The 20,625-nt window shown below is 52.2% G+C and carries 21 protein-coding genes and 1 tRNA gene; 8 read left to right on the top strand and 14 right to left on the bottom strand.

The genetic code is table 11. From position 1 onward, the window contains the following. Window positions 1-29: 29 nt before the first annotated feature. The 3 genes from frr to KK062_RS00535 all read right to left on the bottom strand — a co-directional run bounded on the left by frr (window position 30) and on the right by KK062_RS00535 (window position 1,955). Window positions 30-584, bottom strand: coding sequence for a ribosome recycling factor (frr, locus tag KK062_RS00545; protein WP_254082278.1), 555 nt, complete (start codon window positions 582-584; stop codon window positions 30-32). Between the two features lie 71 nt (window positions 585-655). Then, complete coding sequence (pyrH, locus tag KK062_RS00540) at window positions 656-1,363, bottom strand: UMP kinase (RefSeq protein ID WP_254082277.1); 708 nt, start codon at window positions 1,361-1,363, stop codon at window positions 656-658. A gap of 67 nt (window positions 1,364-1,430) precedes the next feature. Beyond that, on the bottom strand, window positions 1,431-1,955 hold the full coding sequence (locus KK062_RS00535; protein WP_254082276.1) for an acyl-CoA carboxylase biotin carboxyl carrier protein subunit: 525 nt from the start codon (window positions 1,953-1,955) through the stop codon (window positions 1,431-1,433). Window positions 1,956-2,209: 254 nt separating this feature from the next. Here KK062_RS00535 and KK062_RS00530 point away from each other — a divergent pair, with 254 nt between their 5' ends. Both KK062_RS00530 and KK062_RS00525 read left to right on the top strand, forming a co-directional pair. Beyond that, window positions 2,210-4,567: a TonB-dependent receptor gene (locus KK062_RS00530; RefSeq protein WP_254082275.1), complete on the top strand. Its 2,358-nt coding sequence runs from the start codon at window positions 2,210-2,212 to the stop codon at window positions 4,565-4,567. A 109-nt stretch (window positions 4,568-4,676) separates the two neighbouring features. Next, complete coding sequence (locus KK062_RS00525) at window positions 4,677-5,537, top strand: geranylgeranylglycerol-phosphate geranylgeranyltransferase (protein WP_254082274.1); 861 nt, start codon at window positions 4,677-4,679, stop codon at window positions 5,535-5,537. Between the two features lie 703 nt (window positions 5,538-6,240). Here the strand turns inward: KK062_RS00525 and KK062_RS00520 are convergent. The 7 genes from KK062_RS00520 to KK062_RS00490 form a co-directional block, all read right to left on the bottom strand. Next, the gene (locus tag KK062_RS00520) at window positions 6,241-7,572 is read right to left on the bottom strand and encodes a DUF58 domain-containing protein (protein ID WP_254082273.1); all 1,332 of its coding nucleotides are present in this window, start codon (window positions 7,570-7,572) and stop codon (window positions 6,241-6,243) included. Then, the gene (locus tag KK062_RS00515) at window positions 7,572-8,549 is read right to left on the bottom strand and encodes an AAA family ATPase (protein WP_254082272.1); all 978 of its coding nucleotides are present in this window, start codon (window positions 8,547-8,549) and stop codon (window positions 7,572-7,574) included. Before KK062_RS00515 ends, KK062_RS00520 begins: the two co-directional genes overlap by 1 nt. An 11-nt stretch (window positions 8,550-8,560) precedes the next feature. Continuing rightward, complete coding sequence (locus KK062_RS00510) at window positions 8,561-9,763, bottom strand: DUF4350 domain-containing protein (protein ID WP_254082271.1); 1,203 nt, start codon at window positions 9,761-9,763, stop codon at window positions 8,561-8,563. Beyond that, window positions 9,760-10,539: a DUF4129 domain-containing protein gene (locus KK062_RS00505; protein WP_254082270.1), complete on the bottom strand. Its 780-nt coding sequence runs from the start codon at window positions 10,537-10,539 to the stop codon at window positions 9,760-9,762. The genes KK062_RS00510 and KK062_RS00505 overlap by 4 nt, the downstream gene beginning before the upstream one ends. Continuing rightward, complete coding sequence (locus KK062_RS00500) at window positions 10,526-11,533, bottom strand: hypothetical protein (protein ID WP_254082269.1); 1,008 nt, start codon at window positions 11,531-11,533, stop codon at window positions 10,526-10,528. Before KK062_RS00500 ends, KK062_RS00505 begins: the two co-directional genes overlap by 14 nt. Continuing rightward, window positions 11,511-12,479, bottom strand: coding sequence for a stage II sporulation protein M (locus tag KK062_RS00495; RefSeq protein ID WP_254082268.1), 969 nt, complete (start codon window positions 12,477-12,479; stop codon window positions 11,511-11,513). The genes KK062_RS00500 and KK062_RS00495 overlap by 23 nt, the downstream gene beginning before the upstream one ends. Window positions 12,480-12,575: 96 nt before the next feature. Next, a complete protein-coding gene (locus KK062_RS00490) occupies window positions 12,576-13,844 on the bottom strand; it encodes a dipeptidase (RefSeq protein WP_254082267.1) in 1,269 nt (422 codons plus the stop codon). A 38-nt stretch (window positions 13,845-13,882) separates the two neighbouring features. Between KK062_RS00490 and KK062_RS00485 the strand changes: the two genes are divergently transcribed. From KK062_RS00485 to KK062_RS00465, 5 genes are all read left to right on the top strand, one after another. Further along, window positions 13,883-14,596 (top strand): RDD family protein, encoded by a 714-nt coding sequence (locus KK062_RS00485; RefSeq protein WP_254082266.1) that lies wholly within the window; start codon window positions 13,883-13,885, stop codon window positions 14,594-14,596. Next, window positions 14,593-14,841, top strand: a complete 249-nt coding sequence (locus KK062_RS00480) for a cytochrome b5 domain-containing protein (RefSeq protein ID WP_254082265.1) — start codon at window positions 14,593-14,595, stop codon at window positions 14,839-14,841. Before KK062_RS00485 ends, KK062_RS00480 begins: the two co-directional genes overlap by 4 nt. 162 nt (window positions 14,842-15,003) lie before the next feature. Next, window positions 15,004-15,858: an N-acetylglucosamine kinase gene (locus KK062_RS00475; RefSeq protein ID WP_254082264.1), complete on the top strand. Its 855-nt coding sequence runs from the start codon at window positions 15,004-15,006 to the stop codon at window positions 15,856-15,858. A gap of 7 nt (window positions 15,859-15,865) precedes the next feature. Beyond that, the gene (gene murQ / locus KK062_RS00470) at window positions 15,866-16,669 is read left to right on the top strand and encodes an N-acetylmuramic acid 6-phosphate etherase (protein WP_254082263.1); all 804 of its coding nucleotides are present in this window, start codon (window positions 15,866-15,868) and stop codon (window positions 16,667-16,669) included. Window positions 16,670-16,672: 3 nt separating this feature from the next. Continuing rightward, a complete protein-coding gene (locus KK062_RS00465; protein ID WP_254082262.1) occupies window positions 16,673-17,239 on the top strand; it encodes a hypothetical protein in 567 nt (188 codons plus the stop codon). On the opposite strand, the gene KK062_RS00460 is transcribed toward KK062_RS00465, so the two are convergent. The 4 genes from KK062_RS00460 to era all read right to left on the bottom strand — a co-directional run bounded on the left by KK062_RS00460 (window position 17,221) and on the right by era (window position 20,397). Next, window positions 17,221-17,847, bottom strand: a complete 627-nt coding sequence (locus tag KK062_RS00460) for a SprT-like domain-containing protein (RefSeq protein WP_254082261.1) — start codon at window positions 17,845-17,847, stop codon at window positions 17,221-17,223. The genes KK062_RS00465 and KK062_RS00460 overlap by 19 nt on opposite strands. 59 nt (window positions 17,848-17,906) lie before the next feature. Beyond that, window positions 17,907-18,086, bottom strand: coding sequence for a hypothetical protein (locus KK062_RS00455; RefSeq protein ID WP_254082260.1), 180 nt, complete (start codon window positions 18,084-18,086; stop codon window positions 17,907-17,909). A 74-nt stretch (window positions 18,087-18,160) separates the two neighbouring features. Then, entirely contained in the window at window positions 18,161-19,471 is a 1,311-nt protein-coding gene (gene der / locus KK062_RS00450) for a ribosome biogenesis GTPase Der (protein WP_254082259.1), read from the bottom strand. Between the two features lie 35 nt (window positions 19,472-19,506). Further along, on the bottom strand, window positions 19,507-20,397 hold the full coding sequence (gene era, locus KK062_RS00445; protein ID WP_254082258.1) for a GTPase Era: 891 nt from the start codon (window positions 20,395-20,397) through the stop codon (window positions 19,507-19,509). A gap of 151 nt (window positions 20,398-20,548) precedes the next feature. Here era and KK062_RS00440 point away from each other — a divergent pair. Then, a tRNA-Met gene (locus tag KK062_RS00440) sits at window positions 20,549-20,621 on the top strand. The last annotated feature ends 4 nt before the right edge of the window (window positions 20,622-20,625 follow it).

Raw genomic sequence — 20,625 nt, 5'->3', positions numbered from 1 at the left:
GGGTTGATTGATTGGCTAACGTGTCGTCATTAAACAGTCATGATCTCGGCCTCTTTCTTTTTCATGAGGGCGTCGATCTTATTGGTGAAGTCGTCGGTCATCTTCTGCACTTTCTCCTCGGCGTTCTTGACGTCGTCTTCCGATACACCTTTGATCTTCTTCAGCATTTCGTTGGTTTCCTTGCGGACGCTGCGAAGGCTCACTTTGCCGGCCTCGCATTCCTGGCTCACTTGTTTTACCAGTACCTTTCTGCGCTCTTCCGTCAGCATGGGTACGTTGATGATAACCTGCTGGCCATCGTTCTGCGGGTTGAGGCCCAGGTTTGCATTCATGATAGAACGCTCAATCTCCACGATCATGCCGCGTTCCCACGGCTTGATAAAGATGGTACGGGCATCGGGTGTAGTCACAGAAGCCACCTGATTCAGGGGCGATGTTGCGCCGTAGTAGGCAACCTGAATGCCATCCAGCATATTGGGGCTGGCTTTTCCCGCACGGATTTTGGTCAGCTCATGACCTACGTGCGTCAATGCTTTGTTCATGGATTCCTGGGCATCGTCCAGGTATAGTTCGATCTCTTCCATACAAATTTCGACTTGGGCTATAAATATAATGACTCGGCGTCAAATACACACGGCCCGCGAGACCTGCTTTCTTAGCTGATCAGCGTGCCGGCTTCTTCGCCTTTTACTACGGTTAACAGATTGCCCTTTTTATTCATATCAAAAACAATGATCGGCAGGTTGTTCTCTTTGCAGAGCGTGAACGCCGTCATGTCCATGATGTTGAGATTCTTTTCATATGCTTCCTGAAAAGAGAGCGTGCTGTAGCGCGTCGCGTCCGGAAATTTCTCGGGATCTGCGGTGTATACACCGTCTACGCGTGTGCCTTTCAGCACCACGTTGGCTTGTACTTCCACCGCGCGCAGGGCAGCGGTCGAGTCGGTGGTGAAATAAGGATTGCCAATGCCGGCACCGAAGATGACGATGCGACCTTTTTCCAGGTGACGAATGGCACGGCGGCGAATAAAAGGCTCGCACACCTGCTCCATCTTAATGCCGGACATCAGGCGCGTGTACATGCCGTGACGCTCCAGCGCGCTTTGCAGGGCCATGGCGTTGATGACCGTTGCCAACATACCCATGTAATCACCTTGCACGCGATCGATGCCAAGAGCTTCTGCCTGACCTCCGCGAAAGATGTTACCACCGCCAATCACAATAGCGATTTCCACACCCTGGTCTTTCAGGGCTCGTATTTCGCCGCAGTATTGCTCGAGAACATTGGGGTCGACGTTGGTATTCTTCGACGATCCTTGTAGGGCTTCACCGCTGAGTTTGAGGAGGATACGCTTGTACTTCATTCGTAGGATTTAGGATTGCCTGGCCAAAACGGCCGCAATATATTCCATTTGGGGTGGATTTGGAAAATCAATCCTGGAATTCGATCAGCACCTGGTTCTTCTCCACACTGTCGCCCTTCTTGATTTTAAGCGTTTTTACGATGCCTTCCCCCGGCGACTTGAGAATGTTTTCCATTTTCATGGCTTCGAGAATCAGCAGCGGGTCGTTCAGCTTCACCGTATCACCCTGTTTCACTTTCAGGTCGATGATAAGCCCCGGCATGGGTGCACGCAACGAATTGATCTTACCAGCAGTCGCGCTGCTCATACCCATCTTCTCTAACAGCAGATCGAACTTGTCTTTCACCTCGACCGTGTAGGGCTTGTTGTTGATCTTAAACGTAAACGTCTTGGTGGCCGTGTCGGCTTTTACGACCTCGGCACGATAGCTTTTGTTTTCGAGCAGAATGTGAAAGTAACCGTCGCCCATCGACAGAATGTCAGGCTGCAACGCCGCACCGTTGACGGTGTAGCCGTCTTCGGTCTCCGCAATGTCGAGTGACCGCTTGTTGATAATCGCTTTGTAGGCTGACGAGGAGGAGGTTGTAGACATTAGGAGGAGTGTTACCTATCCGAAAGATACGGGCTGCACCTGCGTGGGGAAAGTTTTTTTGCAAAATCAATTCGTACACTATTACCTTTGTCCCAGCCCTGGTGAAAAAGCCGGGGAGGGGGGTGCCTTAATATAACGGGCTGAGATCATACCCAATGAACCTGATGCCGGTAATGCGGCCGAAGGGAAGGCAAGGTTAAACGTAAGCAGGCGCATTCCCCTGTGCGCTGCAGGTTTAAACCAATATTTTTACCATGTTCAAGCATGTAATGATGGCAGCCGCAGTGCTGTTGTCTCTCTGCGCGCAGGCGCAACGCTATGCTGTCTACGGCACCGTCCGCGACAGCAAAAATCAAGAGTCCGTCGTCGGCGCAACGCTGCAACTCTCAGAACTGTCGTTCTATACCACCACCGACGCCGCGGGCCGTTTCCGGTTCGACCGAGTACCCACCGGTGAGTATACCGTCACGCTCCGTTCGCTGGGATATACTTCGCGCACCGAGAAGATTTCTGTCGCCGCCGACCAGGAACTGACGCTGTCGCTCGATCCCTCGTATACCCTTACCGATGAAGTGGTGGTATTATCGACACGGGCCGATCGCAAAACGCCGACCACCTTTACCAACGTGAGCAAAGACGAGCTGGCCCGCCAGAACTTCGGTCAGGATCTTCCCCTCTTGCTCAACTGGACACCGTCGCTCGTCACGACGTCCAACGCCGGTGCCGGTGTGGGCTATACCGGCCTGCGCATTCGCGGCAGCGACGCCACACGCATCAACGTAACCATCAACGGCATACCGTACAACGACAGCGAGTCGCAAGGCACGTTCTGGGTAGATATACCCGACGTGGCATCGTCCACGCAAAGCATCCAGGTACAACGCGGTGTCGGAACGTCTACCAACGGCGCCGGTTCGTTCGGCGGTACCGTAAACTTGCAGACACTCTCGCTGCAACCCGATCCCTATGCAGAAGTAATGGTTGCCGCGGGCTCTTTCAATACGCAGCGCTATACCGCCAAAGCCGGAACCGGTCTGATCAACAACCACTGGGCGTTTGATGCTAAAGTGTCGAAAATCCTTTCCGATGGATATATAGACCGCGCCGAGTCGGATCTTTCCTCCTACTACATCAGCGGCGGCTACTACGGCAAGAAGACCGTGATCAAAGCCATTACCTTCGGCGGCCACGAGCGCACATACCAGGCGTGGAACGGCATCGATGCAGAAACCATGAAGACCAACCGCACCTTCAACTCGTGCGGCGCCCTGTACGACGAAAACTGGAACGTGATCGGCTACTACAATGACCAGGTGGATGAATATCGCCAGGACCACTATCAGTTGCACCTCACACAACAGCTCAACGATGCGTGGAACGTAAACGCCTCCCTGCACTATACGTATGGTCGTGGTTACTACGAACAATACCAGCAAGGAACATCGTTTGCCGACCTGGGTCTGTCCGACATCGTACTGGGCGACACGACGCTGACGTATGGCGACTTCGTGACACGCAAATGGTTGAATAACAAATTCTACGGCGGCACCTTCTCGCTGAACTACGACCAGGGCAAAACCTCCTTTATACTCGGCGGCGCCTTTAATCAATACGGCGATGCCCGGCACTACGGCAAGATTCTGTGGGGACAGTATATGGGCAACGTGCCCACCGGCTATAAATATTACGACGGCGACGCGGAGAAGAATGACTTTAACATCTATGCCAAATGGAACTACGACGTGCTCGAAAACCTCAACGTCTTTGTCGACCTGCAATACCGCACGGTGGACTATAAGACATCAGGTCTTGAAGACGGCATGTTTTCCTATGACATCCAGGACTCCTTTCACTTCTTTAACCCAAAGGCCGGAATAAGCTACACGGTGTCGGAGCGGGATGTGCTCTACAGTTCGTATGCTATCGCCAACCGCGAGCCAAACCGCACCGATTACCTGGGTGGCACTGAAAAGCCCAAACACGAGCGCCTCGGCAACCTCGAAATGGGCTGGCGCCGCCAGGCCCCGCGTTACAGCCTGGAAGCGAACTACTACCTCATGAACTACACCGACCAGTTGGTCCTAACGGGCCGCCTGGATAACGTAGGCAACCCCATCCGCGCCAACGTGGGCAAAAGCTACCGCACCGGCATTGAGCTGTCCGGCGGCATCAAGCTGACCGAACGCCTGGCGTGGCAGGCCAACGCCACCTGGAGTGTAAACCGGAACCAGGACTACGTAGTCGATCCCAACAACGTGACCGAAAAGAAAACCACGGCCATCATTCTTTCTCCCGGGTGGATCGCCGGCAGCCAGTTGACATGGAATGCCTTCCGGAATTTTCAGGCAACATGGCTGGCCAAATACGTAGGCAAACAATACCTCGACAATACCGAAAGCGAGACACTGACGCTCGACAGTTATTTCACAAACGACGTACGATTTAACTATCGCCTGCCGCTGCACCAGGTCAAGCGCTGCGAGGTAAGCCTGCTGGTCAACAATGTGTTTGATGTAGAATATTCCTCCGATGGCTATGCGTATGATGGAGTAGCCTACTATTTCCCCCAGGCAGGCACTAACTTTATGGCAATGTTAACGGTTGGATTCTAGCGACCGTATGGCGGGTCACAAGACTGGTTTTTATGCCGGTCGTGGCTTTTGGCCGCGGGGAAATATAATAAATGACAACCTGTTGCTATTTTTACCGTGAACGGTATCTATGGCAACAGGTCGTCCATTTCGTACATTTTTGGAATCGCTGCTCAAGCTCACCCGCTTTAGCAACCTGGTTATCATTGGCCTGGCCCAATATTGTACTGCCGGCTTCCTGATTGCCACCACTACACTCAACGACGGCTCCCTGTTCATCCTGGCCACTTCCACCGTGCTGATCGCCGCCGCCGGCTATATCATCAACGACTACTACGACGTCAAGATCGACTACATCAACAAACCCGGCCGGGTTGTGATCGGCAAAAGCATCACTCGCCGGTATGCCATTCTGTTTCATGTTGTACTCTCCAGCGCGGGTGTACTGCTTGGGTTGCTACTGTCGTGGAAGATCGGCGCGGTAAATCTGGTGACGGTCTTTCTGCTATGGCTCTATTCCAATAATCTGAAACGACTACCCTTCATCGGCAACTTTGTGGTAGCCTTCCTGACCGGCCTGTCCATCTTCATCGTCGACCTTTACTACCACACAGGCAGTGCCCTGATTATTATCTACGCCAGCTTTGCATTCTTCATGACGCTCGTACGCGAGATCATCAAAGACATGGAAGACCTGAAAGGTGACGTCACGTTTGGATGCAAGACTCTGCCCATCATGCTGGGGCTTCGCCGCACGAAGTTTGTTATTTATCTCATTCTGTTCCTGTTCAGCGCAACGGTGGTGATCTTAAATTATTTCTATCAGGTGTTGCCGCTACAGTACTATGCAATCTTCCTGTTTGTCCCGCTGTTGTGGCTATTGTACCGGCTTATCCGCGCCGATACCATTCGCGATTTTGCGCGGCTCAGTGCATTTTGCAAAGTGATCATGCTCATGGGAATTCTGAGCATGAGCCTGCACGGTGGATAATCCTTTAAAGACAGGTAGACATCGTTATGGATACAATTTTATACTGCCGTAACGTGTCCAGCAATTCCCGCTGTTTTTTGGAATCTTTCTCCCGTATCACCGACTGTATTATTTTTTTATAATCCATACGCTTGTCATATGCCAGGTATCTGTGGGGATGACAGTCATCAGGATGTGGACTATCGATCGTAGCAACTACTGGTTGTTTCATCCACGTCGTGTCGGTCGAAAGGATTTTTGATTCTACCAAATCGGGCTCGAACGTGCGACAGTCAACCGTTCGTATGAGCTCCAGCGAACGTATGTCACTCAGTTTTATATCCTGTTTTTCCCGTGAGCGATAAAGAGCCTTCGCAGGTCCATAAGGACTTTGAAAATCAAGTGTATAAACGAAATCGAAAACTTCAAGATCATCTCTATTCCATTTGCCCGGGATGTCCGTCTGGATTCTGTCTTTAAAAAAGCGGGGCTCCTGCTTAAACTTCTGGAACAATGCCGAGTGCGGGCCCTCATAGGGTGCCAGGAAATATCCCGTAAACGCAGTGTCCGTCAGGGTTATGCGGGCATAGCAAAAATGAATAAGGGGATAATCCTCCGCTCGGCAAGTGGTTGATGTAACGACGGTAACGAGTATGAACAGTGAGAGACGTGACCACATAGCGGGAAAGTATAAATGATATCGGGTGATTCGCAACGCGTGCGGCTAAAACAGCCCCCGCGCTTTTAGCTCCAGGTACTTATTGATCGTATTCACCGTCAGATTCTCCGGCGCCGTCAGCAACGCCTGTATGCCGTGCCGGCTCAATTCCTTCACGATAAGCTTTTTGTCATACGCAAACTTCTCGGCAATAACCTTGTGGTATATACCACGCACGTCAACCGCATGTGCCGTGGTCATAGCTTTCAATTCGGTATTCTCAAAAAAGACTACGACCAACAAATGCTGTTGAGCCAGGCTCTTTAAGAAAGGCAGCTGCCGGTGCAGGCTATGAATAGATTCGAAGTTTGTAAACAAAAGCAGCAAGCTGCGCTGGTTTACTTTGCGGCGTACATGCGTATATAAGGCCGAGAAGTCCGACTCGCGGTAAGCAGTCTTCTGGTTGTACAACACCTCGAGTATCTGCGACATTTGATTGTTCTTACGTCCCGCCGGCAGCGTCGTGCCGATCGTATCCTGAAACGTAATGAGTCCGGCCTTATCTGATTTTTTGATCGCAATGTTGGAGATCACCAGGCTGGCATTGATAGCATAATCCAACAGGCTCATCCCCTCAAACGGCATTTGCATCACACGGCCCTTGTCGATCAGGCAGTACATCTGCTGCGACCGCTCATCTTGATAGTGATTCACCATCAGGTGCTGACGGCGTGCGCTGGCCTTCCAGTTGATGTTGCGGAAGTCGTCACCACTCACATATTCCTTGATCAGCTCGAACTCGGTGTTCTGGCCAATGCGGCGGATCTTTTTGATGCCGGCTTCCGTCAGCCGGTTAGAGATGGCCATCAACTCGTACTTGCGCATTTGCAGGTACGAAGGATATACCGGCACCATGGCATCGTCCGAAAATTTATACCGGCGACGAAGGAAGCCGATGGGTGAGCTGACAAAGATGTTGACCGTGCCGAAAGAATACTCGCCGCGCTTTACCGGGCGTAGCGAATACTGCAAAGTCTTGCTCTGCCCCGGCGGCATAGAAAGCGCAAAGTGCAGGTCGCGGCGCTGGAACTGGTGCGGGATCTCGTCGATGATGGTGATGTCCGCTATAAAAGGATAATAATTCTCTACCCGAATGCGGATCTCGTTATGATCACCGTTCGACAGCTTCTCGGGAGTAATGCGATGCCCGTGCAGGCCCTTGCGCAAGCGGAAGAGCAATAGGGTATCCGTAAGGATTACCGCCAGCAACAGCAAGAAGGCAACCTGGGGGATCACGATGGGCCACTCCAGCACAAAGCTGAGAATGAACAGCATCACCACTGTTCCCGTGGCAATAAAAAGCCGGTTGGTTAAATATAGTGGACGGATAAACTTCACTAGCGTGGTACTTCGATTTTATCGACGATTTGTCTTACCACCTCGTCTGTCGTCACACCTTCCATCTCCTTGTCGGGCGTAAGCACCAGGCGGTGCCGCAACACTGGCAGAGCGATATACTTGATATCTTCCGGGGTTACAAAGTCGCGGCCGTTAATGGCAGCATAGGCCTTGGCACTGTTAAGGATCGCGATCGACGCCCGCGGTGAAGCCCCCAGGAAGAGCGCCGGGTTATTACGCGTCTCGTGCATAATGCTGGCAATATAGTGCACCAGGTTCTCTTCGATATGTACTTGCTGCACCGACTCACGCACCTGCCGGATTTGATCTACAGTCAACACTGCATTCACCTCGTCCAGCGCCAGGTGGCCACGACGGCGGTGGTGATTTGCGAGAATAGTAACCTCTTGTAACAGTTCGGGATAACCCACCGTAATCTTAAACAGAAACCGGTCCAGCTGCGCTTCCGGCAAACGGTAGGTGCCTTCATGCTCCACCGGGTTTTGTGTAGCGACAACCAGGTAGGGATACTCCAGCGGATACGTCGTACCATCGATCGTAACCTGCCGCTCTTCCATCACTTCGAACAACGCCGCCTGGGTCTTGGCCGGGGCGCGGTTGATCTCGTCAATCAGTACAATATTCGAGAAGATCGGGCCCGCTTTAAATTCAAACTCGGTCTTTTTAACATTGAAGACGGAAGTACCCAGCACATCCGACGGCATCAGGTCGGGCGTAAACTGAATGCGCGAGAACTTCACCGATATGATCCGCGACAGCAGTTTGGCGGTTAACGTCTTGGCTACCCCCGGTACGCCTTCGATCAGCACGTGACCGTCAGCCAGGATGGCCGTGATGAGCAGGTCGATCATCGCTTCCTGCCCCACGATCACTTTGCCAATCTCTTCGCGAATGCGTGTTACGCTGGCGTTGAGGGCGCTAAGGTCTACGCGGCTTTCAAATGCTTTTTCTTCCATAATGTTGTGTGTTATAGCGAGGAGAGAGTGAATTTTTCAATACGGTCATTCAGGTCGATCAGGCGGTCCAGCGCCACGTCGGGCTTCGACTGGATCAGGCGAATAACATTCACCAACGCGCGAACATCCTCGGCCGGCTTGCCCGACTTGCGAATGAGGGCTTCCGTAAAGGCATTGTCCAGCTTGGTGGTAGAAAGCCAGTAACGCGTCCTTACCTGCTCGAGCCAATACATAATAAGCTTTTCAGCAATATCCTTGTGGTCGCCATGCTGATAATATAGGTCGCCGATGGTATGGACAAACTCCAGTGTGGTATTGGCCACCGGCTTAATGATCGGAATCGTGCGTTGCCGGCGTTTGGCCTCAAACAAAATGAAGAGCAACAACGCCAGAATCGTAATAAAATACGCCCACCGCAGCGTCGGTGTCATCAGGATATAACGCAGTGGAGTCCGGGCTTCCATACGCCCCAGCTCGTAAAACTCCGTCCACAGCAGATCGTTGTCCGGTAAGTACGAAAGCGTCGTGGCGGCAAAACGATTGTTTTCACCAGACAACATATAGGCGTTGGTAAAGATCATCGGCGTGCTGTTGAGAATGATTTTGCCCTTGCCCCAGGGTATCGTTACCGTCACGATCATGCCCAGGTCGTTTACAGCAGCCACGCGCATGTCCAGAGAATCGTTTGTGACAGCAATCCGTTCACCCATGTTTTTACGCGGATAGAGATAATGCGTGGTATCGGGTAAGCCTGCATTGGAAAAGCGCAGGTGGGTGCTGTCCGTCGCGTCGGTGATATACTGCGTATGGCCGTCTTCGTAAAAATAATTCGTGATCTCAATCCCGAGAGTATCCGGCAGCTTGCCATACATTCCTCCCGTGGAAATCAGTGCATGGCCGCCCAGGGCCACGTTTTTCAACAGCGCCTTTACCTCCTCGTCGCCGGGCGAGAAGGACGAAGCAACAATCAGCAGGTTTACCGGTTTTTGTACGCTGTCGTAGAGCTCATACAACGTCTCGTTGTTTTGCCGGATATCGCGATCGGCAAACTGATCGTGCACCAGGGTGTTGAGCGCATGGCCGCCAAACGGGATCTTATGTTTATGGTAATACGTCACGCGCCAATCCAGTTGCCGCGGGGCCAGCAGGTTAAAGGCCACGTAGACCAGAACGGCACCGCCGAGGTAAAAGATATATTTCCAGTCTTTTTTCAACGCACGTTGGTTTTCCAGGTGTTGAAGATACTGTTTACGCGCTGGTAGTGCTCGCCCGTAATGGCGAAGTTACCATACCATGCGTTCTCGAAATAAAAGTTCAGCTCGCGAAAGCCAACCTTCAGCTCGGACACCGACAGCTCACGCAGGTAGTCGTGGTTGGTCTTGCCCGGCTCCCAGTGAATGTGTTGCCGGTCCGAGAGCAGCTTGAGACTATACAAAAACGTTAACCGAATGGCCAGGCGATACGCATGCTCGGCCAACGCATCGGTAATCAGCTTTTCAAAGTCCATATCGTGAATGTTCTCTTCCAGCACCGTATGGTGCAATGTGGCCCGGCTCCTGGAACGAAGCATGTTAAGGGCGTCAATTTTGAGAAGCCGTAGAATGACATACGTCAAAATACCCACGCCCAGGATGCTGACGATTACATTGCCCCAATCCGTCGACTCGCCCATAAAGAACAACCAGCGAAGAATCGCCACCAACCACATCATCAACCTGTCCCACAATCCCACCACGGCCGGGCTATCTTGCCCGTAGTCCATTTCGGGATCTTCCTGCATCTGCTGCAGCTTGGACGGGTCCATGGCACGGGCTTCTATCGTGGTGCTGTCGTTCGGTGGAACGACCTCCGGCACTTTCTTCTCGTCTTCACCTGCAACAACCGCGTCCACCAACGTGTCTATGGCAGTCTGCGGCGCCTGGTCTTGTGCATAAGCACCGACCGTGAGTGTCAGCAAGAAAAGAAAGAAAAACGATCTAGTAATGTTCATCGGTTTGTTTGGGTGCACTTGTTTCCCCAAAAGTCTCCAGGTTGTTCAGCAAACCCCGCGCTTCCTTAAGCTCTACCAGGTTATAATATTGAAACGCCAATCCCAACAACGGGAGAGCGTAAAGCATGATATTGCAAATAAAATAAAGGATGAAGAACACAGACCCCACGGCGTTCCACACAGACGAGGGCTCCTGGAACTCGGCACTGTCAACCTCGTGCAGGAAAGAAAGCGCCAGAATGATATACCACGGAATCAGAAAGACACCCGAGATCACCGACTGGATCAGCGTATTCAGCGCGCCCACACCAAACGTGCTCCACACCTTGCCCTTTACCAGGTAGACAAGCCGTTGCAGGCCATCGAAGAAGCTCACGGGCTCTGCGGCCCGGATAATAAAGATCATTGACAGGTTCATGCCGAGCAACCCGGCCCCTACATAGAAACCCAGTACAAAGAAAATCGTCAGGAAAGGGCTAATGGTCGCGGCCACCCCCATCACCAGCATCAGCGGGATGGAAAGTATCATAAACGTGATCATGGTCAGGAAGAAGTACGACGTCACCGTGCCAAAATACCGGCCGAAGTTTTGGCGCACATAGCTCCATACCTCACTTACTTCGATCTGGTTGCTGCCCTTCTCCCGGTACAGCCGCATGTAGCCATAAACGCAAGCGATGGTAATCACGCCGCCGATCCACAAAAAAACCAGGATACCGACCACTTGCAACAGGAACGTAATCGACGTAAAGTAGTCCTCGATGTTTTCAACACCGGAGCCGTAAGCATTGCCACGCGATGCCTTGCTAAAGCCCAGGATGCGGTTAAAGAAGTCATTGAAAAAGACGGCCCCGATAGCCACCGGCGGTCCCGCGATAAAGAGCAAGCACCGCGACAAAGACTTGAAGTTCTGCCGAACGAACTCAAACACGACACTCATCTTCTGACTGAAGTCGCGCTCTTTCTGATACTCAATCAACGTGAAGTTTTCCATGTTTGGCAAGACGATAAGGATGATAAACAAAATAGAACAACATGATAAAGGCGGAAAGGCCAATAATCAGAATCTTCAGGCCCCAATGCATAAAAGCATAGCGGGTAATAAACGACTCGATAAAACCGGCCACGATAAAGAACGGTACCAGCCCTACCGCAATCTTCACTCCACGCAAGGCGCCGCGCTTAAATGATGCAATGCGCGAATATGTACCCGGGAACAATACACTATTGCCCACGACAAGGCCCGCGCCGCCGGCAATGACGATAGACGTTAGTTCAATCGTGCCGTGCAGCATCACCACCGGCGCACCCTGCGCCAGCTGTTGCTCCGTATAAAAGAAAGTTAGGAACGTACCGACCATCAGGCCATTGTAAAACAACAGCAGCCCGGTTAGGATGGAAGACACCGCACCCGCCGCAAACGCCCGGAGGGCCACCATAATGTTGTTGAAGGTAATGCGAAAGAACATGTCACTCTCATTGCCACCTTCGTATACCGCAGTGGGGTTACCGTTGTGAATGTTCTCGAGCGTCATATTCACATAGTAGTCACCCAGGATCAAGCGCGTAAAAGTGTCGTCGTATAACGTCGAGACGACACCCACCACACCGGCGATCAGAAAGATCAGCAGTGCATACAGCATTTGCTTTCGGCTGGCGTATACCGCCGAAGGGATCTCGTGTGTCCAGAAAGTACGGAAGCGGCTCCGGTCTTCTTTTTTATTCTTGTAAATCTCCAGGTGGATCTTGGAAGCCAGGTTGTTGAGGTACGTTGTCACACGGCTGTCCGGGTACTGCGTGCGGGCAAAGGAAAGATCGTCGGTGATCTGAATGAAGACTTCGGCCAGCTTGTCGGGCGTAGATGCCGCCTGTGCGGACAGTGTTCTCTCAAACTCCTGCCACCGCGCCTGGTTTCGTTTTACAAATGCAGCCTCTCTCACAGGTGTATGCTCCGCTCATGCGGATGCCAAAAATGCACAATTTCTAAACGGCATACACGCATTTGCCGTTGCGCAGGGGCGAAATATTTTTACCACTTATGGCCGCGCGGCCGCCAGCGCCGCGTTCCACACACGGAACGTATTTTTGCTGCAGATCTTCTCGATGTCCTCCGGCGAGTAACCCCGTTTCAACAAAACATACAACAGGTTCGGATACTTGGAAACATCCTCCAGGCCGGTAGGCAGATCGCCGTCCACACCGTCGAAGTCCGAGCCCAGCCCTACGTGGTCAATGCCCGCCAGCTTTACAACGTGGTCGATGTGGTTGGCCACCATCTCCACATCGGTATTCAGCGAAGGGTTGTCCTGGCGGAACTGCTCGATGATCGGCTTCGCCAGCGAGTCGGTATACTTCAGATTCCTCGCCTCCAGCAAGGCCGCCAGCTTCTCACGGTTCTCCTGGTTACGCTTCACCACGGCAGAATCGAGAAAGGCATTGTAAAAGTTGATGTGGATCACGCCGCCGTGCTCACCCATTTTCCCGATCATATCGTCGGTCATGTCGCGTCGTACGGTCGGTGCAAAGAAACGGCACGCCGAGTGCGAGGCAATGCACGGCACCTTCGTCAGGGCCAGCACCTGGTAGAATGTGCTGTCGTCTACGTGTGAAATGTCAACCATAATGCCCAGGCGGTTCATCTCCTTCACCACGTCGCGGCCAAAAGGACTCAGGCCATTCCACGTGTGGGTGGTGTCCCCCGACGAGTCACAGATCTGGTTGTCTTTACTATGCGAGAGGGTGATATAACGAATGCCGCGTTTATAAAAATGCTCCAGGTTCTTCAGGTCGTTGCCGATAGGGCCACCGTTCTCCATGCCCATCGGCAACGAGATTTTGCCCGCGCGGGTGTTGGCTTCCACCTCGGCAGGCGCACCGGCAAAGGCAAACTTGTCCGACAGCGAGTCGGTAATGCCCGTCACCATGCTGATCACCGAGTCGGCGTACGCCTTGCCGTGGTCAGGCAGCTGCTGGTACGAGGCTGGAATATAGATTGACATAAAGGGCGCGTCCAGGCCACCCTTGCGGGCCCGCTCATAATCAAAGTCGCCGGTATTGGATTGAATGGGAACGCCCAGGAACTCACGCTCCAGTCGGAAGTGCCGCACATTGAGTCGGTACGGTAAATCCACGTGGCCATCCGTCAAAATAAAGACCTGCGCCAGGGAGTCGGCCGCCCGGCGTACCTTCTCTTCGGGCAGGGTGGTGTAGTCGACAGGGCCCGGCCGGCATCCGGCCGTCAGCACCGCCAGCAGGATCGTTACAAGAGCGAGATCTTTGCGCATCGTCAGATTTCCTATTTGCATTATCTTTACAACGGAAAAGTTATCGAATTTCCTTCCTGATGCAAACTGTAAGTGTACGGACAACGCAAAATGTTTTTATTCAATACCCCGTTGCTTCCCTGGGCGACCGCATGGCAGCCGGCTTGATCGACACCGTCATCGTCGTCGCCTACATCGTGCTGGTGGCCTATGGCATGAGCCTCGTCGAGATCGACTCGGCTGCCCTGGGCATCTCGGTGTTGGTTATTCCCTCCATACTCTATCACCTCCTGTTTGAGATCTTTATGGATGGCCAGAGCCCCGGTAAACGGCAAATGAAGATCAAGGTCGTTCGCACCGACGGCACGCCCGCCACCATTGGCAACTACCTGCTGCGGTGGCTGCTGCGCCTGATCGAAGTGCAGGCCGCGCAAGGCATGATTGCTGTCATCACCATCGCCTGGAACGGCCGCGGCCAACGCCTGGGCGATATTGCCGCAGGCACCACGGTGGTGAAGCTGGTCAAGCAGAAAGACGTGACCGCCGCCGAGATCTTTACCCTGGCCACAGAGGACTACGTGCCGCAGTTCCCCGGCGTGATCATGCTCTCCGACCGCGATGCCGAGTTGATACAGCAAGCGCTGGAAGTATATCGCCGTCACGACAACCTGCAGCCCGCCATGATCGTCACCGAAAAGATCAAGACCCGGTTGGGCATACAGACCGACATGACCTTCGAGGCATTTCTGACCACGATTCTCAAAGACTACAGCCAACTGACCGCCGGCAAGTGAGTACACACGAAACACTTCCCACATACACACGCGCACAGTTGGCCTTGCGCAACGGGCAGGACAAGCCGCAGGTATGGGTGGCGTACAAGGGTCTCATTTACGACGTGGGGCGCTCACGCCTGTGGCGGGACGGCAAGCACTACGAACATTGGGCGGGACAAGACCTCACCGACGAGCTCAAGGATGCGCCACACACAGATTCCGTTTTCGAAAAATTTACCGTAACCGGACGTTTATTGCCATAACCGGACAGACAGAGCAATAAAAGATTGTAAATTTCATCAGACACACGAACACATTTCGTTGTGTTCTTTTTTGTTGTTGTTTACTCTTTTAGTTTTGCCAGGTTGAAAAACGGCATTTCCGGATTTCAACTGATTTACTTTGCCAAACCAGTACCACGCGACATGATTCTTATAGCCGACAGCGGAGGCTCCAAAATCGATTGGAGATTTATTCAAAACGACGGATCGATTGGCCAGGCCAACACGCCGGGATTCAATCCGTATTATCAACCCATCGAAGACCTGAAAAAGAACGTGCAGGACGTGCTGTTGCCGAAGATCAACCAACAACAGGGCGACGTCAGCAAGATCTTTTTCTATGGCGCCGGTGTATCGTCGGTAAAGAATCAGCTTACCATCAAGAGCGCGTTCCTCGAGTTCTTCCCCGAAGCACAGATCGAAATCGGTTGGGACTTGCTCGCCGCCGCCCGTGCACTGTGTGGACATGAAGCCGGCATTGCCTGTATCATGGGCACCGGTTCAAACTCCTGCCTCTACGATGGTACCGCCATTGTCGACAACGTCGCCAACCTGGGCTGGATTCTGGCCGACGAAGGATCGGGTGCTCACCTGGGCCGCCAGTTCCTGGTAGACTACCTGCGCAACAAATTGCCAAAAACACTGGCCGCGCAGTTCCATGAGCGCTTCCCGCTGACCCGCGAAGAGTTCCTCGAGAAAGTATACCAGCAAGAGCGCCCCAGCGCTTTCCTGGCAAGCTTCACCAAGTTCCTCTTCCAACACTTGAAAGAATCGTATTGCTACGACCTGGTATACCGCAGCTTCTCCGAGTTCTATGAGAACAATGTGATGCAGTACAAAAACTACCAGGACCTCAAAGTGCACTTCACCGGCTCCATCGCCTTCTACTTCAGCGACGTGCTGCGCCAGGTGGCCAACGACAAAGGCATCACAGTAAAGAATATCCTGGAAGGCCCCATTGCCGGCCTGACCCTGTACCACCAGAACGAATCAAACTAACATACACGTGGCCGCTACCACCGAATCCTCATCCGACTACGACAACCTCGAACAGATGAGCGTGCGTGAGCTGCTCGAAAACATCAACCGCGAGGACCAGACGGTACCCCATGCCGTACAGAAGGTCATCCCGCAGATAGAAGCCCTGGTGAACGTCATCGTCGAGCGCATGCAGCCAGGCGGCCGCCTGTTCTACATCGGCGCCGGCACGAGTGGCCGATTGGGCGTAGTCGATGCATCGGAGATTCCGCCCACCTTCGGCGTGCCGCACGGGCACGTTATTGGTATAATAGCCGGTGGTGACAGAGCCATTCGCCGGGCAGTAGAGAACGCGGAAGACGACGCGGAACAAGCCTGGAAAGACCTGCAGGAATATAACATCAGCTCCCGCGATGTATTGGTGGGCATTGCCGCCTCTGGCCGCACGCCATACGTTATCGGGGGACTGACCGCGGCGCGGAAGCACAACATCGCAACGGGCTGTATCGTGTGCAATGCCGGCTCGGCCGTAGCCCGGGAATCGGACTTCCCAGTAGAGATTGTGGTGGGGCCGGAATTCCTCACGGGCAGTACACGGATGAAGTCCGGCACAGCCCAAAAGCTGGCCCTGAACATGATCACGACCTCGGTCATGATCCGTCTCGGCCACGTACGGGGCAACAAGATGATCGACATGCAGCTGACCAACCACAAGCTGGTGGAAAGGGCCGTCCGCATGATCGTAGACGAGCTGGGCATTCCGACCGAAAAGGCTGAGCAACTGCTGCGCGAACACGGTTCTGTCAGAAAGGCTATTGATAGCCAACAATGACACATGCACGAGATAGAACCCTATTACAACTGGCTTAAGTATTACGATCCGGCAGAAGACGAGCGCTCGCCCTTCTACGGTAAAGAGTATAACTTCGATCGGTACTCCGAAACCATCTACGGCTACTACATCGATCCCGCCTGGGACAGCATCGGCTCGGAAACATTATACATCAAGATTCTCTACGCCGACTACGACGCCGGCTATTGCGTTATCGAGTTTATCGGCGAGTGGAACGACACCCTGCATAACGACATCATGACGCTCAAGCGAAATATACTTGAAGTGCTCCTCCACGAGGGTATAAATAAGTTTATCCTGATCGGCGAGAACATCATGAACTTCCACGGCTCCGACGACTCGTATTATGAAGAGTGGTTTGAAGAAGTAGGCGATGGATGGATCGCGGCCGTTAACTTTCCCGAGTTTGTGCGCGCCGAATTTCAGAAATATCACGTCGACCAGTATATCAACATGGGCGGCACGCTGCAGCTAGACCGTTGGCGTACGCTGCTGCCCACAGTGTTTTATGACCTGGTCAGCAATTTCATTCAAAGAAGACTGAACTGAACGTCGCTCACCTGGGCATCGGCAGGCACCAGGTAGTCACGCTTCGACTTTAATTCGCGGCAGACTACCCGCGTACGGCGCAGCTTACCCTTTTGAAAATAACGGTCTTGAAGCTTAAAAATGCTGCCTTCGGGGATCTCCGACAGGGTAGCGAAACGGTGGGCATCCTTGTCAAACCTGCGTAGGGCCAGGGTTAGTTCGGCGTCGGCAAACGAACTGGCCTTTGGATTGATCATGTGGCGTCTTAGGACATGTAAGATTTCCTCCGGAAACACAGTTTCCCAGAGCATGGGCACCATCAATTCCGTAAACATCGTCTTCCATTCCTCGCCGTGTGGATCCACCCGGGCGCCATGCCTGAGATATACACGCAGGTGCGCAACCTCATGTACATACGTTACCAGGAAGGTATAGGGATTCAGGTCGTGGTTCAACGTAATACGGGGGTGGCTGCGCGTATTACGACTGGTAAAATCACCCACCTTGGTCTGCCGGCTTTTGGTCAGCTTCAGCTCAAAGGGGCTAGCCTGCCACAAGGCAAAACAATACTCCACCGAAGAGGGGGGTAGGTGTTGCTGTAATATGGGTAATACCTTGTCTGGGCGCATATAAAAGCAAAAAGGCTTTAGTTACCTAAAGCCTCTTAATAACAATCTTTGCAGTCGGATTAGTGAGCTGCAGTCGTGTCAGTTGCAGTTGTGTCAGCAGCAGTTGTATCAGCTACAACAGGTGCAGGAGTTTCAACTACAGTTGTGTCAGCAGCAGTCTCAGCAGTTTCTTTCTTGCCACAAGCAACGAATGCCAGTGCGAAGCCACAAACGGCTACAAATGCGATAAATTTTTTCATAGTTTACAGGTTTTAAAAAATTTAGCGCAAATATACTACGATTCTTTCGTTCGCTTTCAAGCGGGTAATAAAATTTATTTTTTACGAAAGATCAGGCGGACCGGTACCCCCTCAAAAGTGAAGTGCTCACGGATCTTGTTTTCAAGATACCGCTGGTACGACTCCTGGATATACTGAGGCAGGTTACAAAAGAATGCAAACGATGGAAACCGCGCATTTACTTGTGTTATGTACTTGATCTGGATCAGCTTACCCTTGATCGACGGCGGCGGATAATGCTCTATTTCACGTAACATGATGTCGTTAAGCTTCGAGGTTTGCACCTTTTTCGTCTTGTTTTCAAACACTTCAACCGCCTTCTCGACTACCTGGAAAATCCGCTGTTTTTCCAATACCGAGGCAAAAATGATCGGAATGTAGTCGATCGGTGCCAGCTTCTCCAGGATATCCTTCTTGAACTTGTCCGACGTCTTGGAGTCCTTCTCGATCAGGTCCCATTTGTTGACCATGATCACCATGCCTTTGCCCTGCCGTTGCGCCAGGCTGATAAGGTTTACATCCTGCGACTCCATACCACGCTCCGCATCGATTACGATAATAACAACATCGCTCTCTTCCAGCGCACGTAACGAACGCAATACAGAGTAAAACTCGACGTCGTCCTTTACCTTACCTTTTTTCCGGACCCCGGCTGTGTCGACCAGGATAAAATCTTTACCAAAAAGTTTATAGCGGGTATGGATCGCGTCGCGGGTGGTACCCGCTTCATCTGTTACAATCGTACGCTCGGTACCAAGCAGTGCGTTCAGGAATGAAGACTTCCCAACGTTGGGGCGTCCCACGATCGTGATCTTGGGAATGCCCGCCTCGGGATCTTCAGTTCCTTCCGATGGAAATACTTTTACCACCTCGTCCAGCAGATCACCCGTGCCTCCGCCGTTCTCGGCAGAGATCGGAAAGATCTCACTGTCCAAACCCAGTCCGTAAAACTCGGCAGCCAGGATCGACTTGTCGGGAGTATCCGCTTTGTTAGCGGCGACAAAAATGGGTTTCTTCGAGGCACGCAAAACATTGGCAAACTCTTTATCAAAACCCGTCAGACCATCGCGGCAGTCTACCATAAAGATGACAACAGACGCTTCGTCGATCGCCAGCTTTACTTGCTTGCGTATCTCCGACTCAAACTTATCTTCCGAACCGGTAACAAAACCGCCGGTGTCGATCACCGTAAAGAATTTACCGATCCATTCGGCATAACCATAATGCCGATCGCGGGTCACGCCCGGCTCGTTATCCATAATGGCCTGGCGTTTCTCTACCAGCCTGTTAAAAAAGGTAGACTTCCCGACGTTCGGCCTCCCTACTATTGCTACAATGTTTGCCATGTTGTCTTTTCCGTGTGTGCTATTTCGATCATTAATTATTCCAGGTATCCGAACTGCCGAAGCTTAAACTTTTCCTTGCGCCAGTTGTCGGCCACTTTCACGTGTGTTTCGAGGAATATCTTTTTCGCGAAAAATGATTCCATATCCTTTCGCGCCTGCATGCCTACTTTCTTCAGCGAGCTCCCCGCTTTTCCAATAATGATGCCCTTCTGTGAGTCGCGCTCAACATAAATGGTGGCAGCAATGCGGATGATATCAGGCTCTTCTTTAAAAGACGTCACGCTCACCTCCGTGCTATACGGTATCTCCTGCTCATAATTCAGGAAGATCTTCTCGCGGATGATCTCCTGCGCAAAGAAGCGTTCGGTGCGGTCCGTATATTCGTCTTGGGGGAAGTACGCCGGGTGTTCAGGCATCAACGAAAGCAGCTTCGGCAACAACGTATCTACCTGTTTACCAGTTTGAGCCGATACGGTCACGATCTCGCGCAAGTTGGGCAGGGAGCTTTTCCAATAAGCAACCTTATCCTCCACTTGCGAACCCTTCGCCAGGTCGATCTTATTTAATACGAGCAGAATAGGTGTCTTTATGTGCAGGAAGCGCTCAAAAAGCTCCGGTTCATAAACATCGTCTATCGCTACAACCAGCAAAATAGCGTCTGCATCTTCCAACGAAACCTTGACGTAGCTCATCATTGCCTCGTGCAAAGAGTATTTTGGTTCGAGAATCCCCGGCGTGTCAGAATAAACTACCTGAAAATCGGCACCATTCAGAATTCCCATGATGCGATGACGTGTCGTTTGTGCTTTTGCGGTGATGATGGAAAGGTTCTCTCCCATGAGTTTATTCATGAGCGACGACTTTCCCACGTTGGGTTTACCAACAATGCTGACGAAGCCCGCCTTAAAATTTGATGATTCAGCCATAAATGATTTTACAAAGGTAACTTGTTTTTTATATGTGAGAAGTCTACTTTTGCAAACGATTTGACAGAGACCCCTAAAAAGGAACAAAAATTCAGATCTATTTTCGCAGCCGGCGAACTTTTCAAAGAGATAAGTCATTATAAAGATACATCGCGGGGTGGAGCAGTTGGTAGCTCGTTGGGCTCATAACCCAAAGGTCACAGGTTCGAGTCCTGTCCCCGCTACACA

The sequence above is a fragment of the Dawidia cretensis genome (assembly GCF_018598175.1).
GTDB lineage: Bacteria > Bacteroidota > Bacteroidia > Cytophagales > Cyclobacteriaceae > Ohtaekwangia > Ohtaekwangia cretensis.
The sequence above is the reverse complement of the archived record's forward strand: the minus strand, read 5'-3'. Positions and strand labels throughout refer to the sequence as shown.